Here is a 17,668-nt window from a genome sequence, read left to right on the forward strand (position 1 = left end):
TTACAAATGCTATTCTGATTCCGCCAGATGCGCCGCCAGGCCGATCTTGATTTCCCCAAAACTGTAATCCCTGCCTAAATGCTCGCGGATTGGGTTAAGCTGCATGGTTTTTAGCTCCCTGATCGCAGACATGATCTTGCTCAACTTCCTTTTATCCATCAGCCCCGTAGCAGGAATCTCCTGAGTAGCTACATAATGTGCTAAATGCGCTTCTACAGTGCCAGCAACAAGCTTGCGCTCCCTGGCAATCTCCGCAACCGACAATCCTTGTCTATGTAGCTGCAAGGTAAGCTCTTTGGTATCCACTTTTGGAACCTTCTCCTTAGGCTCCGCTTTCTTCTTTGTCGTTCTGCTTTTTGGCTTTGCCTTGACCTCGTTAAAGTCGAGCGTGTTATTCGGCATGTTGAAAACCTTCTGCAACTGAAACGCACGATCTGCCTCGTTCAACAGCTTGTTTACATCATCCTTTGTAAACTCCTGCTGCTCCATCGTCGCCTTCAATAAAGCTGTCGCCTTGCGGATAGACTTGAACTTCTCATAAAACAAGGCCTCCATCTCCAGCAATTCCGTCAGAAACGCCACCACCTGCTTGTCTTGTTTCACCAGCTCCATGCGCTCGAAGATGTTCTTAGACATCTGCTGCAACTGCGGATTGAAGTAGTTCTCCGCAGCCAGCGTACGGTCCAGCAGTAATTGCATCCCTGCTTCAGTCCTATCCTGGTACAAACGCAAGATCTGCGACATGAACTTGTTCGCATGCTGCTTCAGCGCAGTAAGCTCCTTTAGCAGGGCTTGCGCCCATTTATGATGCTTCTGCTTGGCCGACTTACTCATGTCCTTTGTGTAAGAATGCACGTGCTCATACACGTAGTTGTCCAGCGCAGATAGATCGAAACACTTCAACAGGTAGTTCCTCAAGAAGTGCTCGCTTTCCTCTTTAACCTGTTCCCCTAAAGCATCCACCTGCTGTTTGCGACGCGAGAACAGATCTACATTCGGATCCTGACGGATACCTGAACCCGCAAGCAGGGAGGTTAAGATTAAGCCATCCAGCGACCGTAACCTCGACAGCGCTACATAGATCTGGCCAGGTGCAAAAGCACCTCCGATGTCAATATTGGCCTTATCGAAAGTTAAACCTTGACTCTTATGGATGGTTATCGCCCAGGCCAGCTTGATCGGGTATTGCGTAAACTTACCAATAACCTCTTCCTTGATTTCATTTGTGACTTTATCTGTGGTGTACCGGATGTTCTTCCAGGTATATTTCTCCAAGATGATCTTCTCATTTACCCCTTCTGTCTGCACCGTAATGGAATCCTTCTGCAGATCGGTAACTGTGGCAATCTTGCCATTGAAATATCGCTTCTCTGGTGTCGGGTCGTTTTTGATGAACATCACCTGAGCACCCACTTTAAGCTCCAAAACATGCTCTGCCGGGTAAGAAGATTCGCTGAACTCATCCTCCACCTCCGACTTATAAAACCAACTCGGAGCCTTCAGTGCTTCCAAACTGCTTCTGTTCATCAGATCAGCCTTTTGGTTATGCGTCGTTAAGGTGATGTATTTATCATTTAGATCCGGCACAAAGTTCTCGCGGTAGTAAGATTTCAGCAGGGCCATATCCTGCTCCGTTACGGAGTTGTTCCGAAGGTTGTTCAGCAGACTGATGAAAACCTCATCTGCCTGCCGGTAGATCTTCTCCAGTTCAATGTACACTGGTGGATTTTGCTGTAAAGCTAAAGCATCAAAAAAGAAAGCGCTCTTGTAAAACTCCCCAAGCAGGTTCCATTCTGAAGATTTTACCACGGGCGGCAGCTGGTGCAGGTCGCCGATAAAAAGCACTTGCACACCCCCAAAGCTCTCGTTACTCTTGCGCACATAGCGGAGCACCATTTCAATGGCATCCAGAAGATCTGCTCGAAGCATACTCACCTCATCAATGATCAAGAGTTCCAGATCCAGAAAGATCTTCCGCTTGGTCGCATTCATTTGCAGGTGACGGGTGATGGTTTTCGGCGTGTTGTATTGTTGATTGTAATGACTGTCGCCCGAAGATGGCTGCTTCGGCAGGTAAGTCCCGAAGGGCAGTTGAAACAGCGAGTGTATCGTTACCCCGGCAGCATTAATGGCAGCAATACCTGTTGGCGCCACAATGACCGCCTTTTTATGCGTAACCTGGATCAGGTTTCTAAGAAAGGTTGTCTTACCTGTACCCGCCTTTCCTGTAAGAAAAATATGCCTTGAAGTATAGTTGATAAATTTGGCAGCCAGTTCAGCAGGATTCGAATCAGTCATGCACAAATTTACAAAACTAAATCGGTCAACTGGCCAGAATTAAGAATACGTAAAGCAATATTAACTTCAATAACAGTGTTGCTTCCGAATTATTTAGTGCTTTTCAAACGAAGTAAAAAGACACCTTTGAAAGTTCCAGATTCACGTTCAGGATTGTCGCTAAAATCTATTGCTGTGACCAGAAAAACGCCACTTACATACTTATTCTCTATAGGAATCTCCATCCCCTGCTGCGGCAGTTCATAACCCTGAATACCCGTTTTAATAAACTTGAGTTGCCCTGCAGCAAAGGCGGCATCGACCCGGTCTTTCACCTCACTAACATCTATGGTATCTGTCATTTCCTGCATCTTAACCGAAAGCTTATAAGGCCCGAGCACTGCTACCTCTACTTGCAAGCCTTCAACTGCAAAGGAGAGATCATTTCTGTACTCCGGTAGTGGAATCGCATAATCAAAGCCCTTCACCTGAAGCGGCCGTTGAGATGTCGCCCGATAAACTTGGAAGTTTCCGGTGTTAAAGTTATCCTTAACCTTCAGAATTGCCAGTGCCGTATCAATTTGCCTGGCTTTGACATCATACTTTAATTCGCTGCCTCCTACCCGTTGCTCAAAACGATCTTGCAACGGCTTTAGATCCCTTGAAGTAAAGGACTGCAGCGACATTATACCATGATTTTGCACCAGATACCTGATGATCTGTGGCTTTTCTTTCTGGGCAAAAGCATCATCCTGCTTCAGCATCTTTTCCAATCGTTTCGTCTGTGAATACTTCGAAACCATAAAAGCACTCTGCGGTCCATAAACAGCAAACAAAGCCAGAATACATAAGCTCACCGGTATAAATTTGATGTTCTGCTTTTTACTGAACAAATTGTACCCCGTTACAATCGTGAGCCATAGCGCAAGAAGAATCAAAATGTACCTTGCCTCGGTTATTCCATAAACAGAGACCCGCTTCCATACTGCCAGCAGGAGTAGCACAACAAGGGGAACCATCATCACATAGAAGAACCTGGCGAAAATGCGCATCCAACCATTCCCTTCCTGGTCTTTAATCGGATAGATCAACAATAACGACAAGATTCCTGCGACAGCATAGCCTAGAATCAGTGTAGACACATAACCTTTGGGAAGCGACCAGCTCATGAGAATTTTCCCCTCGTAAGCCAGCAGAATAAGCAGGTAAACACTTAACAGCGGTATCAGTACATACTGTGTAAAGATCTTTAACCATTTAGGATATTCCTGCGGCACTTCGTTGATCGCCTTATAATCCTTGGGCACGCCAGATAAAAAGAATATGGTCATAAACCCGACCATCGTCAGGCACACAATATAGCCATACACATTGCCCGACATTTTCAAATCAAAGAGCGCATTGGTGGAACCAACAGCGATGTACAAGCCGATTGTAAGCACAACCGAAAAGATTCCGGCGGCTATGAGCTGCAGGAACAAGCGCTCATTATACGCCCAGAAACCATTAACATTACCCCGGCTAATGAAAGGCGCAAATGAAACCAACAGGTGAAAAGCAAAACCCAGTAACAGCATACGAAGTACATCCGCATCATATAATGCCGGATTTAGCATCACATACAAGAAAATACAAATCAGAACTGCAGCTAGCCGTAGTCCCCACTTTCTCATTGACGAAAAACCATGGCTTTCTGCAAACAAATCAGCAGCAAGTAGCAGTGTCAAAGCAAAGTTGCAGCACGCCAGCAGCTTATCGATAAAACCTAATGATGGTTTCTCAATGCGCAAAATGCAAACACCAACGGCAACAATCGTAACTAAAACTTGTAAGGGAAAGCGGCGGAACACCGCCAGGGCTTCATGCCAGAGGGATTGAAGTGAAGGTAATTTCATGCTGAATGCTGCTAATGTTCATCTATCTTTCCGGCTATTTGCAAAAGGATCACCCATTATTCAATAGCTCATCCTTAGATATCTTAAGGCTTGCCGCTACGTCATTCAAAATCGAAGATAACGTACCGATCTTTAGTGGATCATGATTTGGAATTGTAATATGATGAGTCGTGTTCCCAGTGGTTCTCGATAGACGTATATGGCTTCCTTTTTGCCTGGAAACTTCATAACCATATCGTTCCAAGATTTTTATCAAGTCAGACGAAGAAAGGTTTCTTATTGTCTTCAAATTATTAGAGGATCAAAATTTCTTCTTTTACCAAATGTAAACGAAGGATTTTAGGGAGCTTATCTTCTTCAAAATGACAGCGCACAGCCTCTTTGATGTTCACCTTCAATACCTCCAGGGTCTCTCCATCAGTGAAAATAGACTCACCTAAGGCTTTAGCGGCATAGCCGCCTTCCAAGTCTTCCTCAACCAAAAAGATTAGCTCATTCATAATTATAAAGCTAACAAATTGACATCAAACACGCTATCAGTTTCGAATTTAGTTGCAATATTCAACCTAATTAACCAATAATTTATACCCCTTACCATGAACATTTAAAATCTCGACATTCGGATCTTCTTTCAAATACTTGCGCAGTTTGCTCAAAAACACATCCATACTGCGGCCATTGAAGTAATTATCATCATGCCAGATGCTCAATAAAGCTTGCTCGCGGGTCAACACCGAATTCTTGTTCAAACAAAGCAACTGCAATAACGCCGCTTCCTTGGTCGACAACTTTTGCTGCTGCCCATTGAAGTAGATCATCTGTGTCGTGAAATCGAAAGTGTACTTTCCTATTTCGAACTGCGTCTGTACAGGTCCACTAGGTTCAGGCTCTTTTGCTGCCACACGTTTCAGCAGCGCATTAATCCGCAGCAGCAGCTCTTCAATCCGGAAAGGTTTGGTGATGTAATCATCACCACCCAGATTATACGCCGAGGCCTTATCCTCCATCATGGCCTTTGCTGTCGCAAAGATGATCGGTACATGTTCATCAATCGCCCGGATCTCTTTACCCAGGGTAAAACCATCCTTTTTCGGCATCATCACATCCAGAATACAGAGGTCGAACTTATGTTTGTTGAACGCCCGTAAACCTTCATCTCCATCGGTAGTTAAAACCACATCAAATTTCCCCTTCAGCTGCAGGTACTCCTGCAACAATATACCCAGGTTTGGATCGTCCTCTACTAATAAGATTTTTTTCATCGGTTTATATTCTAGTTAATGTGATGCATGCATAGACCTGGAAAACCCAGGAAGGTTTCATTTGATCAGCGGTAAAGTAATGATAAACACCGTACCCTTGTCTTTCTCGCTCTGCACTTTGATCGTACCACCTAGTTGCTTTACAATATCCTGAACATAGTTCAGCCCAAGACCGAAGCCTTTTACATCATGCAAATTCCCGGTAGGCACGCGGTAAAACTGGTCAAAGATCCGCTTGGAATGTTCCCGTGTGATCCCGATACCCTTGTCGGCAACCTCTACAATCAGGTTTTTCTCCGTGTTTCTCGTGCGACAAGTGATCTGTGGCGCATCAGCGCTGTACTTGATGGCATTATCGATCAAGTTATACATGACGTTCGACAAATGCAGTTCATCGCCCATAATGGTTGACTCCGTAGCATCCAACTGCATGGTTAACGTTGCACCATGTTTCTGAAGCTGCAAATGCATACTTTCAGTTACCGCAACCATAAGGTCATTCATGTCTACCGCATTCCTTTCCAGTTGCAGCTCATTTTTTTCCAGCCTTGCGATGCTCAACACGCGTTCGATATGGTTGCCCAATCGTACATTTTCATCATAGATAATGCCTGCAAGCCTGTTAATGCGACTGGTGTCTTCAACAACCTCAGGGTCTTTCAGTGCTTCACTGGCAATCATGATTGTCGCTACAGGCGTTTTAAACTCATGCGTCATGTTGTTGATGAAATCATTCTTCATCTCCGATACTTTTTTCTGCCGTAGGATGGTATACAAGGTATAGGAGAAAATAAAGATTAGCACCAACAAAAGGATACCTGAAGATGCCATCGTCACACGCATGGTGTTAAATATTGCCACATTCTTATCCGGGAAACTCAGGTACAACATACCGGGATCGCGGATGATATCATTAAACAAGGTCGTTTTGAAAGTATTTGCCGGCACCACCTCATCCATCGGATTAGAAGCCTTACTATAAAGTACCGAATCCTGTTTTGCCAGCTTCACCCAGAAGTCGTAATCCAGCGTAATATTTTTATTCAGCAGTTCCTTTCGGATCAAGGTATCCAGCACGTCTTTGGAAATCCGCTGGGTTAGTGGTTCATTCACATTGTGCATCTCCTTTGCCGCCTCTTCCACTACATCCACATCATCCGTATTGTACAGCCAGGAAGTATCAGATTCCAGTTGCTTTAAACTTTCCTGGTACCTGCGCTCCGCAATAGCCTCTTCACTTCTAAACTTGGCAGCAAGTCCCGCATCCACGCTGGGCAGGGAGATCTTATACGGGCGGCCATCAACCTTGCTATACGCAAGATAGCGAATGCTGTCTGGCAGCTTACTTAGCCCCATGGTGAAGGTTTTCGCATTCTCATGCTTCATGCTGTTCCGCATCTTACCGTTTACCATGTTGAAGTTTTCATCCAGGCCGATACTCACATCAAAGTTCAGTGGTGTTTTCTCCTGGTCGCCAAGGGCGATGAACTCCGCTTCAGAAACAATGGTTGGGTACAGGAACTCCGCGCGGATTACGCTATCCTGAAAGTTCAGGTCGGCAAGTATCCTTTTCTGCTGATTGAACCGGCGTTCACGTTCATCCTTCAGCTGCTGCTCCTTTAGTGCCGCAATGGCCTTAATCTGGTTTGCACGGTCCATACGGCGCTTGGTACGCCATTCTACGTCTTTTTTGTTGTAGTGCTTAAACGCATACCGGCGCTGCACCTTACTTACCACCTGACTGAGTGCCTGGTTCACATTCTGCTCAAACAGCTGAGAATTGAGACTATACGCCTGCTTGATGTAATACAACTGCATTACAACAACACCCAGCAAAGCTGCTGTCATCAGTCCTGTGATAAACCAAAAATTCCTCTTCTTCATTATACTCAGGTAAAATTAACGAAGCCCTGTGGGAAAGATTTTAATTTAACATTTTTTAACAGCATAAAAAAAACCGGGACCCGCCCGGCTTTCGCATTAAATTGTTTCCTTAAAAAGCTCTTAGAAAGGCAAGTCGTCGTCATCACCTGGCTTGCTGCTCAGGTCAATCGGCGGTGCATAATCAGGTGTAGCACCTGCGCCTGCATTATTGCTTATAGTATTGATTCTCCAAACAACCATACTGTTGAAGTATGATGTTTTTCCAGTTTTATCTGTCCAGGCACGTCCGCGAAGGTTGAAAGAAACTTCAACTTCATCTCCTACTTTTAAGCCATCAAACAAAGAGGTTTTATCCTGCATTGCTTCAAATCTTAAATATTCCGGATAGGTCGGGTTTTCTGCATACTCCACAATCAGGTCACGTTTTTTGAACGTTTCACTGATTTGTTGTACTGCTCCGATCTCGTGCACTCTTCCTTTAATTTCCATAACAAATACGCTTTTATTCTTCTTGCAAGTTCAAATCTCTATAATTTTATTGATAACTTCGCACAATAATTATGCAAGTTTTCCACACCAAAAGTAAGGTTATTATAACCTGTAACAAGAGGCTAGCCAGCTACCTTGCCGATGAAGTTTCCGCATTGGGTTACACCATCATCAGGTCTTTTCCTACCGGCGTTGAGCTTAACATTACCCTCACGGAATGTATAAAACTCAATTTAAACCTTCGCTGCGCAAGCCAGATCCTGTACCAGCTGAAAAGCTTCAAGATCAACAGCCCCGAAGAACTCTACCGCGAAGTGGTCGACATGCCTTGGGAAGAGCTGATCGATTTCGCCGGATATTTCTCTGTTACCTCAAATGTGGATAACGAAACCATCACCACACCACTGTTCACCAACCTGAAAGTTAAGGACGCAATTGTTGACCGCATCAAAGAGAAAAAGGGTATCCGCCCGAATTCTGGTGCCGACGCCAACAAGACCGTAATTCACCTTTACTGGAAAGACGAAAACGCAGATATCTTCATTGACACCTCGGGTGAAACACTTGCCAAACACGGCTACCGTAAGATTCCTGGAAAAGCGCCCATGCTTGAAGCGCTTGCTGCAGGTGTAGTCATGAGCACCAAGTGGGATATGAAATCGCCTTTCATCAACCCCATGTGTGGATCTGGAACTTTAGCCATTGAAGCGGCATTACTGGCCACCAACCGTCGCCCGGGACTGTACCGCATGAATTATGGTTTCATGCATATCCTTGGCTATGATGAGCAGGTTTTCTTCGCAGAACGCCGCATACTTAAAGATCAGGTAGTTAAAAACGTAGACCTGACCATTGTTGCTTCTGATATTTCAGAAGATGCTGTTGATGTAAGTCGCAAAAACGCGAAAACTGCAGGAGTGGATACGCTGATCACTTTCGAGGTCTGCGACTTCGCTGAAACCCCAGTTCCACAGGATGCCAACGGCGTTGTGGTTTTCAACCCGGAATATGGCGAGCGTCTTGGAGTGCATTCACAGCTCGAGCTTACCTACAAACGCATTGGTGATTTCATGAAAAAAGAATGTAAAAGTTATACCGGCTACATCTTTACGGGCAATCCAGATCTTGCAAAGAAGATCGGACTTAAAGCTGCACGTAAACTCGAGTTCTACAATGGTAAGTTAGATTGCCGTATGCTGGAGTACGAATTGTATAGCGGTAGCCGCAGACCAGAAGGCGAACGCCCGGTAAAAGACTAGAAACTTCAAAGAAGCATGCAAGAAAAGGAAATCATTCAGCAAACTATTGCTTTTGTAAAAAGAACACTGGCTGGTGCTGAAGCAGGCCACGACTGGTTTCATATCGAACGTGTTTACAAAACTGCATTAACCATAAACGAATCTGCACAGGCCGATACCCTGGTGGTATCGCTTGCGGCTTTGCTGCACGACATTGCCGACAGCAAGTTCAATAACGGCGATGAAGAGATCGGTCCACGCATCGCCGGTGAGTTTATGGCAAGCCTGAACCTTGCGCCTGAAATCATCCTGCATGTAAAACAGATCATCCTGAACATGAGCTTTAAAGCAAGCCTGGGTACCGTGAGTTTCCACTCCAAAGAACTTGAGGTAGTTCAGGATGCTGACCGCCTGGATGCTATTGGCGCCATCGGCATTGCCCGCGCTTTCACCTATGGCGGTTTCAAGAACCGCGTGCTTTATGATCCTGCCATTCCTCCGGTAGAAAACATGAGCAAAGAAGCTTATAAGAACACCACTGCACCGACCATAAACCATTTCTACGAAAAGCTACTGCTGCTAAAAGACTTGATGAGAACGGAAAAAGGCAAAGCAATGGCGCAACAAAGACATGACTTCATGCTCCAATACCTGGAACAATTTTACAAAGAGTGGGAAGGCAAACGCTAATATACTAAAATTTTTAGCCTGATATTTGCTATCTTTGTTAGTAAATATCATCCTATGTCTGAACGTATTAGAGAAAAGCTGAATATTCTTGCTGATGCAGCAAAATATGACGTTTCTTGTTCCTCCAGCGGCGGCACCCGTAAAAACGACAACAAAGGCCTTGGCAATAGCCATGCTTCCGGAATCTGCCATACCTACACCGAAGATGGCCGCTGTGTTTCCCTGCTAAAGATCCTGCTCACCAACCACTGCATTTTCGATTGTGCCTACTGCGTGTCCCGCAAAAGCAACGACATTCAACGTGCTGCCTTCACCGTAGAAGAAGTGGTAGAACTCACCATGAACTTCTACCGTCGTAACTTCATTGAAGGACTGTTCCTCAGCTCCGGTATCTTTAAGAATGCTGATTTTACGATGGAGCGATTATTACGTGTGGTTAAGAAACTCCGCCTGGAAGAGCGCTTTAACGGTTACATCCATTTGAAGACCATCCCGGGTGCCAGTGAAGACTTGATCCGTGAAGCGGGTATGTATGCCGACCGGATGAGCATCAACCTGGAAATGCCAACGGAAAGCGGACTTAAACTGCTCGCACCTGATAAATCACACCAGGAAGTGATCGATCCCCTGAATATGGTGCAAAAGCAGATCCTGCAGTTCAAGGAAGAAAAGAAGCTGATCAAAAGCGTTCCGAAGTTCGTACCTGCAGGCCAGAGTACACAGATGGTGATCGGAGCTACACCGGAAACAGATAAGGACATCATGCAAACCGCAGATACTTTCTACAAAAACTTTTCTTTAAAGCGCGTCTATTATTCCGGATACATCCCAATCAGTAACGATAACCGACTGCCGATGCTGGGCAGTCAGCCGCCATTAATTCGCGAAAACCGGCTCTACCAGACGGACTGGCTCATGCGCTTCTATGGCTTCAATGTCAACGAACTGCTGAATGATGCCAATCCACACCTGGACATTGATATTGATCCCAAGCTAAGCTGGGCACTGCGGAACCTGCATTACTTCCCGATAGACATCAATGTAGCAAACTACAAGATGATCCTGCGTGTACCAGGCATCGGCGTTGGCTCTGCCAAAAAGATTGTACAGGCGCGTAAGTTTGGCAAGCTGCGCATCGACCAGCTAAAGAAGATCGGAGTGTCCTACAACCGCGCAAGACACTTCATCAAATGTGCAGATACCCCCTATCAAATGAAGGATTATCAAAGTACCCAGATCAAGTCTTTCATCCTGGCCGAAAGTCAGAGTAAGTACCTGAAACACGACACCAATCAACTTATACTTTTTTAATGCAGACCTACCTCTTTGATGGCAGTATGGAAGGCCTGCTCAGCGCGGTCTTCGAGTGGTTCGAGCGCAAGCCCGGTGAAGTCAGCCTGCGCAATGAACGGCTGTACCAACCAGGTGCATTTGAACAATGTATGCAAATCCTGTCCAACGAGCAGCAGGCTGCCCGCGTATGGAAAGGCTTGCAGCAACGGCTGGATAAAGGCTGGGTCCGTCGCCTCACCTGCGCCTACCTTTCCGAAAAACCTGAAACACATGAACACCTTTTCCAGCTGATTTGCTACCTGTTTCAAAACCCGCCAGGGGCCGAAAACAACTACGGCAATGAACATGTGCTTGAAGTGGCGCAGATGGCGCGCAAGGTAGAACGGGAAAAGCATCGTATGGAAGCCTTCATCCGTTTTCAGCATGCCGCAGACGGGATCTTCTATTGCGGCATCGACCCTGATTTCAATGTACTGCCCCTGCTTGGTAAACACTTCCGCAACCGATATCAGGATCAGCAATGGATCATCTACGACCTGAAACGCCATTACGGGCTCTTTTTCGACCTGAACTCGCTGGAAGAAATCACCATGCAACGGGCAGAAGAGCACAACCTGATGAACACTAAGCCGGATGTACTATCAGAGAAAGAAAACCTCTATGCCCTTTTATGGAAAGACTACTTCAAAAGCACCAACATTCCTGCCCGTAAGAACACCAAACTACACGTACAGCATGTACCGAAACGCTATTGGAAATACCTTACTGAAAAACAGGTATAATTTTGATGAAATCATCATGTCAGCTTAATTTGAAATTTAAATAATACTCGTAGCTTACACACATGAAGTTAAGCGTCCTCGTATTAATCACTGCTTCAGCAGTAGCCATCTCCATTGCTCTGGTAAACTTCCATTTTCAGGGTAGCCTTTATTACATGCTGGTATCTTTCGGGGTATCATTCATCACCAGCTTTATCGTATTCTACTACCTGTTAGAGAAGTATATCTACTCTAAAATCAAGCTGATCTATAAGCTTATCCATAACCTGAAACTTGGTAAGGATCTCAAAGATGCTTTGGGTGAATACGTAAGCAGCGACCCGATCAATGATGTGGAACATGAGGTTAAAGAATGGGCACGCGAGAAAAAGAAAGAGATCGATGTGCTTAAAAAGCAAGAACAATTCAGGCGCGAGTTCCTTTCCAACGTATCACATGAATTTAAAACGCCATTGTTTGCCATTCAGGGTTATGTGGAAACCGCGTGTGACTGCCTGCATGATGACCCGGATACCGCGAAAAACTTCCTGAACAAGGCCGGCAAAAACGTAGAACGTTTAAGCTACCTCATCAATGACCTGGACTCCATTTCCAAGCTGGAAACTGGTGAGATCCCAATTAATTATGAGAAGTTCGACTTTGTACATCTTGCCCGTGAAATCATGGATGGCATGGAAGACAAAGCAAAAGCTAAAGGCATAGTGCTGTCTTTCAAAGAAAAATACACCACGCCGGCAATGGTCTGGGCAGACCGCGAGAAGATCCGTCAGGTTATGATCAACCTGATCCAGAACTCCTTAAAATATGGTAAAGAAAATGGCTCTACCGCCATCAAGATCTTTGAACTGCATGATCAATACCTTATTGAAGTGACGGATGATGGCATCGGCATCGACGAAAAACACCTGCCAAGGCTTTTTGAACGCTTCTACCGGGTAGACTCTCACCGCGCCCGTGAAGTAGGTGGCACAGGGCTTGGTCTGGCCATCGTGAAACATATCCTGGAGGCACATCAGCAAATCATCTCTGTAAGAAGCACCCTACAAATCGGGACCACATTTGCCTTTACTTTAGAAAAGAAGAGTTAGGTTGTCAAATTCTAAAAAGGTGCCCATTGGCTAAAACCAACAAATTAGTCTACTTGATCGAGCAGTCTCTTGGGACGTAAAGTATGGCGGTACCGGATCTTGGAATACATATCATCAATCATTTAATCATGAGTCGAGTAAGGTTCGCTTTTTTGCTATTCGTACTAACAATCTTTAGTTGTGAAAAAAAGGTTACCGAGGAGGAGTTTGAACAAGATGTTTTTAACGAGATATTTTTAAAGGTTGTTGATTCGACCTATAAGGATCAAAGACTCTATACAAGTTTCCCGGAAAGCGGGAAAGATGTTTTTGATCATAAGGGGAATTGGATTGGAAAAGACACCGTTGGCCAATATAGAAGAGATGTTGTTCATGAAAAAAGATTGAACGCCTTAAAAAATGACACACTTAACCTCATCATTGCTATTGGAAAGGGCGGCTTGATCGACGACAAAACAGAATTACAACGTTTTAATAGTCGGAAGTTCACGTTTAAGCACCTTTCCGAATTACAACCAGCAGCTGAATATGAGAACTGGATTGCTAAGTACCCTAAGTTTGCAGGTGTTTTAGTGTTTTCTAATATAAAGTTTAATGTTACCAAGGAACATGGATTCTTAGATGTAAGTTATTATTGTGGAGGAAAATGTGGTCTGGGCTACAAAATCACTATTAAAAAAATCGACCATAAATGGGTGATCAGCAAAGTTGAAGATACATGGATTTCGTGATCCGAAGCCGGAAGAAGGACTGACGCCCGACTGGAGACATAGAGCGATAAGCCATGTTGCTCAAGGAAAAAGGACATCAATAATCAAATAATCCAAAAAGGAAATCAGTGGGTTGTTGCTTACTGGGGAGAAGCTGAGCTTAGTAAGGCAAACTGATCGTACTAAGGCAGGAACAGCTTACTATTTTCGTCATTGGGAAACGCGCTGAAAATCGAAACAGAATAGTAAAAAATGATTAGTGACAAAACACTAACTCTTTCAACCTTTAGCTATTTTTATAATATGAGAAAGGTATCATTTTGTTTAAACATTAGTCTGGATGGCTATTGCGATCACACCATAGGCGAGCCTACTGAAGAGCTGATGGAATATTTTACCTGGATGATGGATGATGTGGATCTGCTTTTTTATGGCCGGGTCATGTATCAGCTCATGTTTCCATACTGGGCCGATGTTGCAAAAGACCGTTCCGGCTCTGCTGCGGAAATCCGGTTCGCGGAAAGGCTTGTCTCCATTGATAAGGTGGTGGTGTCTCGATCTCTGGAAACCATGGACAGCAAGACTACAATCATCAGGGATGACCCAGCAGCTGAACTACGGAAACTGAAAGCGCAGCCTGGCAAAACGATTTCGGTTGATACCGTAAGCATGTTGCCCGAACTGATGACGGCGGGCCTGATCGATGACTTTTACTTAGTTGTACACCCCGTCCTGGTCGGTAGTGGAAGACATTTACTTAATGCCGGCAGCCTCCCCGAAAAATTTAAGCTTGAACTGGTAGAAACGCGGACCTTCAAGAATGGCTGCATAGCCCTTTACTACCGTAAAAGGAATAATGTTAACTAATTAAAAGGTAATTATTCTAAAGTATAAAATATCTTAGCACCAGAAAACACAAAAATATCCGAACCAATTAATGAAATCACTTTATTGTTCTGTCATCTTCCTACTATTCTCTTTTTACGTTCAAGCCCAAGAAAATACTCGCTTCATCACTGGATTTTCAGATACCATACCTTCAAAGATCTTAAGACAGGATCGTGAAGTTCTGATCCATATTCCTAAAAGCAACGGTGGAGCCAAAATAAAAGATCGAGGTAATTATCCTGTGATTTACCTGTTGGATGGTATCGAAAATTTTAATAGTGTCGTAAGTATTACCGAGCACATGGAAGAAACAAGCCTGTGTCCTCCAATGATTGTCGTTGGGATAGCGCAGTCCGACAGGTTAGCTGAATTAACAACCGGGTCTGATAAAGATTTCAAAGGGTTTGTTGGTAATGGAGAGAAGTTTATGTCTTTTATCGAAAAAGAGCTTATACCTTACATTGATCGAACTTATCCTACCACAACATATAAAACCTTTATAGGCCATTCGGTAGGTGGCTTAACTGTGATGAATACGTTACTTCACAAACCGAATTTGTTTAATGCATATGTTTCCCTGGATGGTGCCTTGTGGTGGAATAAGGCGAAAGTTGTAGAAGAGGCAAAAACCATGTTACCTACTCACAATTATAAAGGAAAAACGCTGTATATGGCTATGGCAAATCGATTGGAAAGAGGAATCGATACGCTGACTGTCCAGAAAGATACAAGTGAAAATACAGACCTTATCCGGGCGAATTTAAGGTTCATAAAAGAACTCCAAAAAGCAAATCAAAATCAACTTCGTTACAAATTCAAGTTTTACGAAGATGATAACCACCCCTCTGTCAGGTTTATGGGGGAATATGATGCACTTAGATACATTTTTGATTTCTATAAACTTAGAATATACGACAGTGAAATGGCAGATCCGAACTTCAGTCTGGATTCGTTGTTAGTGGCGCACTATAACAATGTTTCTATGCAGATGGGTTATACCATAAAACCTGCTGAACGCCAAGTGAATAGTTTAGGTTACCAGATGATCGCTACCAAACAGTTTAAAAAAGCAGAATCGTTATTCAAACTCAATGTTGCAAACCATCCCAACAACGGGGATTGGTATGACTCTTTAGGAGATTTTTATGTTGCTGTCGGCAATAAACCCAAGGCTATAAATGCTTTTAGAACAGCTTTAAAGCTGAAAAATATTCCGGAGAGCAAAGCAAAATTGGAAAAGCTACTTAGTGAAAAGAAGTAATTTTGGAAATAGGCTTAACAGAAGATTACACCAAATCTCCCGATCCTAGCCGAACTTTGATAACCTACCTGTAGCCTACCAAGAATGTACCCCCAGCGTCACATTACCCAATCTGCCTTCAATATTCTTCGGCTCATATTACATTATTGTGAAGTGTTAACATTAACTTAACATTGCAAGGCTACTTTTGCAAGGTATTCAAGTTTCCAAAAACACATACAATGAACAACCTTTTTAAGTTCTTTACCCCAAAAGACAAAAAATTCCAACCCCTCTTCGAGCAGGCTGGCAGCAACATCCTTCGGATCTCAGAAGCTTTATTACTTGCATTAAGCACCACTGATCTTGAAAAAAGAAAAGAACACATTAAAGAGATAGAACGCCTTGAGCACGTGGGCGATGATATTACCCACTCTATCTTTCTTGAACTAAGCAAGAACTTTATCACGCCTTTCGACAGGGAGGATATCCACGCACTAGCCAGTGCAGTTGATGATATCGCAGATTATATTCACGCATCTGCAAGCAACATCGAACTATACGCCATCACCAATATTGGCGATGCCATGATCAAACTTGCAGAACTGCTGGTTGAAATGTGTACTGACCTTGAAAAGGCGATCAAAGAATTGAGAAGCTTTAAAAACATCAGGGTTATTGCTGATGCCTGTGTTAGAATCAACAGCGGCGAAAATCAGGCAGACTACGTTTGTAACCTGGCGATTGCACGTTTATTTGAGTTTGAAACCAATGCCATTGAACTGATCAAGCAAAAAGAAGTGCTGCAGACCCTGGAACTGGCAACAGATAAATGTGAGGATGCAGCAAATGTGCTGGAATCCATTTTGGTTAAAAACGCTTAAAACAAAGTAAAATGATAACTACCTTATTGGTTGTAGTAATTGTACTTGCTATTGCGTTCGACTATATCAATGGTTTCCATGATGCAGCAAACTCGATAGCAACCATTGTATCTACCAAGGTACTCTCCCCCTTCCAGGCTGTGCTCTGGGCTGCCGTGTTCAACATGGCTGCTTACTTCGTTTTCACAGACCATAAAGTTGCAAATACCATTGCCAAAACCGTTTTTGAAGAGTTTATTACCCTGGAAGTGATCTTATCCGGATTGCTTGCTGCAATTGCCTGGAATCTTTTTACCTGGTGGTTCGGCGTACCATCAAGTTCTTCGCACACGCTGATCGGTGGTTTTGCCGGCGCAGGTATGGCGAAAGCACTAACCATGGGTAGCAGCGCCTTTGCTGCGGTAAACTTTGCACCGATCTTAAAAGTAGTTGCCTTTATCGTGCTTGCCCCGGTAATTGGAATGATCATCTCCGTGCTGATCTCCATCATCATCATGCACATCTCCAAAAATGCAAGGCCCTCAACCGCTGAAAAGTGGTTTAAGAGACTGCAGCTGATTTCATCTGCGGCATTGAGCTTTACACACGGTGGTAACGATGCACAGAAAGTAATGGGTATTATCTATGTGGCCATGATCTCTGCCAATGCTTTATCTCCTGGCGATGCCATGCCAGAATGGATCCCAATAAGCTGTTATGCAGCCATTGGTTTAGGTACCATGAGTGGCGGCTGGAAGATCGTGAAAACGATGGGTTCTAAAATTACCAAGGTAAATGCTTTTGAAGGTGTTGCCGCAGAATCTGCAGGTGCCGTGACCCTAGGTATCACCGAACATTTCGGTATCCCGGTTTCCACGACCCACACCATCACCGGTTCTATCGTCGGTGTAGGCTTACTGAAAAGGGTGTCAGCCGTACGTTGGGGTGTAACCGTAAGCCTTTTATGGGCTTGGGTACTAACCATCCCGGTTTCCGCAACCCTTGCAGGCTTAACCTATGCCTTTGTACACTACGTGATCTTATAATGAAAAAACCTGCCGAGGCAGGT

Annotated in this window: 17 protein-coding genes; 10 read left to right on the top strand and 7 right to left on the bottom strand. The window is 44.3% G+C overall.

Going from position 1 to position 17,668, the window contains the following annotated elements:
• Positions 1-9 precede the first annotated feature (9 nt).
• The 7 genes from ACTHQF_RS03580 to ACTHQF_RS03610 form a co-directional block, all read right to left on the bottom strand.
• Positions 10-2,298, bottom strand: a complete 2,289-nt coding sequence (locus ACTHQF_RS03580) for a helix-turn-helix domain-containing protein (RefSeq protein WP_440428482.1) — start codon at positions 2,296-2,298, stop codon at positions 10-12.
• Positions 2,299-2,387: 89 nt separating this feature from the next.
• Entirely contained in the window at positions 2,388-4,172 is a 1,785-nt protein-coding gene (locus tag ACTHQF_RS03585) for a DUF4153 domain-containing protein (protein ID WP_440428483.1), read from the bottom strand.
• A gap of 49 nt (positions 4,173-4,221) precedes the next feature.
• Positions 4,222-4,461 (bottom strand): type II toxin-antitoxin system HicA family toxin, encoded by a 240-nt coding sequence (locus ACTHQF_RS03590; RefSeq protein WP_440428484.1) that lies wholly within the window; start codon positions 4,459-4,461, stop codon positions 4,222-4,224.
• A 4-nt stretch (positions 4,462-4,465) separates the two neighbouring features.
• Positions 4,466-4,672 (bottom strand): 2-oxoisovalerate dehydrogenase, encoded by a 207-nt coding sequence (locus tag ACTHQF_RS03595; protein WP_440428485.1) that lies wholly within the window; start codon positions 4,670-4,672, stop codon positions 4,466-4,468.
• Positions 4,673-4,738: 66 nt separating this feature from the next.
• Complete coding sequence (locus ACTHQF_RS03600; RefSeq protein ID WP_440428486.1) at positions 4,739-5,434, bottom strand: response regulator transcription factor; 696 nt, start codon at positions 5,432-5,434, stop codon at positions 4,739-4,741.
• Between the two features lie 57 nt (positions 5,435-5,491).
• A complete protein-coding gene (locus ACTHQF_RS03605; RefSeq protein WP_440428487.1) occupies positions 5,492-7,318 on the bottom strand; it encodes a sensor histidine kinase in 1,827 nt (608 codons plus the stop codon).
• Positions 7,319-7,438: 120 nt separating this feature from the next.
• Complete coding sequence (locus ACTHQF_RS03610; protein ID WP_440428488.1) at positions 7,439-7,807, bottom strand: DUF3127 domain-containing protein; 369 nt, start codon at positions 7,805-7,807, stop codon at positions 7,439-7,441.
• Positions 7,808-7,878: 71 nt separating this feature from the next.
• Between ACTHQF_RS03610 and ACTHQF_RS03615 the strand changes: the two genes are divergently transcribed.
• The 10 genes from ACTHQF_RS03615 to ACTHQF_RS03660 all read left to right on the top strand — a co-directional run bounded on the left by ACTHQF_RS03615 (position 7,879) and on the right by ACTHQF_RS03660 (position 17,645).
• On the top strand, positions 7,879-9,066 hold the full coding sequence (locus tag ACTHQF_RS03615) for a THUMP domain-containing class I SAM-dependent RNA methyltransferase (RefSeq protein ID WP_440428489.1): 1,188 nt from the start codon (positions 7,879-7,881) through the stop codon (positions 9,064-9,066).
• A gap of 15 nt (positions 9,067-9,081) precedes the next feature.
• A complete protein-coding gene (locus ACTHQF_RS03620) occupies positions 9,082-9,735 on the top strand; it encodes an HD domain-containing protein (protein ID WP_440428490.1) in 654 nt (217 codons plus the stop codon).
• 54 nt (positions 9,736-9,789) lie between these two features.
• The gene (locus ACTHQF_RS03625; RefSeq protein WP_440428491.1) at positions 9,790-11,046 is read left to right on the top strand and encodes a putative DNA modification/repair radical SAM protein; all 1,257 of its coding nucleotides are present in this window, start codon (positions 9,790-9,792) and stop codon (positions 11,044-11,046) included.
• Positions 11,046-11,810, top strand: coding sequence for a TIGR03915 family putative DNA repair protein (locus ACTHQF_RS03630; protein WP_440428492.1), 765 nt, complete (start codon positions 11,046-11,048; stop codon positions 11,808-11,810). Before ACTHQF_RS03625 ends, ACTHQF_RS03630 begins: the two co-directional genes overlap by 1 nt.
• A 62-nt stretch (positions 11,811-11,872) precedes the next feature.
• Positions 11,873-12,898, top strand: a complete 1,026-nt coding sequence (locus ACTHQF_RS03635) for a sensor histidine kinase (protein ID WP_440428493.1) — start codon at positions 11,873-11,875, stop codon at positions 12,896-12,898.
• A 128-nt stretch (positions 12,899-13,026) separates the two neighbouring features.
• The gene (locus tag ACTHQF_RS03640) at positions 13,027-13,629 is read left to right on the top strand and encodes a hypothetical protein (protein WP_440428494.1); all 603 of its coding nucleotides are present in this window, start codon (positions 13,027-13,029) and stop codon (positions 13,627-13,629) included.
• 282 nt (positions 13,630-13,911) lie between these two features.
• The gene (locus ACTHQF_RS03645; protein ID WP_440428495.1) at positions 13,912-14,475 is read left to right on the top strand and encodes a dihydrofolate reductase family protein; all 564 of its coding nucleotides are present in this window, start codon (positions 13,912-13,914) and stop codon (positions 14,473-14,475) included.
• A gap of 70 nt (positions 14,476-14,545) precedes the next feature.
• Positions 14,546-15,757: an alpha/beta hydrolase-fold protein gene (locus tag ACTHQF_RS03650; protein WP_440428496.1), complete on the top strand. Its 1,212-nt coding sequence runs from the start codon at positions 14,546-14,548 to the stop codon at positions 15,755-15,757.
• Positions 15,758-15,978: 221 nt separating this feature from the next.
• Complete coding sequence (locus ACTHQF_RS03655; RefSeq protein ID WP_440428497.1) at positions 15,979-16,620, top strand: DUF47 domain-containing protein; 642 nt, start codon at positions 15,979-15,981, stop codon at positions 16,618-16,620.
• An 11-nt stretch (positions 16,621-16,631) separates the two neighbouring features.
• Positions 16,632-17,645 (top strand): anion permease, encoded by a 1,014-nt coding sequence (locus ACTHQF_RS03660; RefSeq protein ID WP_440428498.1) that lies wholly within the window; start codon positions 16,632-16,634, stop codon positions 17,643-17,645.
• The last annotated feature ends 23 nt before the right edge of the window (positions 17,646-17,668 follow it).

The sequence above is a fragment of the Pedobacter sp. SAFR-022 genome (genome assembly GCF_051965375.1).
Taxonomy (GTDB): domain Bacteria; phylum Bacteroidota; class Bacteroidia; order Sphingobacteriales; family Sphingobacteriaceae; genus Pedobacter.